At 29.8% G+C, this 332-nt stretch carries 1 protein-coding gene; it reads right to left on the bottom strand.

Annotation, left to right across the window (positions count from 1 at the left end):
- A partial coding sequence (locus KGF42_RS19370) for a cell wall-binding repeat-containing protein (protein ID WP_227826927.1) occupies window positions 1-332 on the bottom strand: 332 nt, incomplete at both ends.

Raw genomic sequence — 332 nt, 5'->3', positions numbered from 1 at the left:
CTGCTTTTGCTGCTATAGTAAGTGCATCTACTTCTCCACCATTAGCATTTGTTATGTACACTTTCTCTACATCGTGATTTTTATCTATTTCTTTTGCTATCAATAGAGATGTTTCATATCTATTAGAACCATTTAGACGTGTTTGACTAGTATTTACAGTCGATTTAATTTGATTAGCAGTAGTTTTAGAAATAGAATTCTCATCTCCAATTATAATTACATCTTTAGGGTTTAGACGCTTTAATTCTGATTTTACACTAGCAGGAACATTATTTTTTTCAACTAAAAGTATTGGTGCATTATATGTAGTTGCTAATGGAGTTGATATAATT

Origin of the sequence: Clostridioides sp. ZZV15-6383 (assembly GCF_020657735.1) — a bacterium.
Taxonomy (GTDB): domain Bacteria; phylum Bacillota; class Clostridia; order Peptostreptococcales; family Peptostreptococcaceae; genus Clostridioides; species Clostridioides difficile_D.
This window is presented reverse-complemented; position numbering and strand designations above follow the sequence as displayed.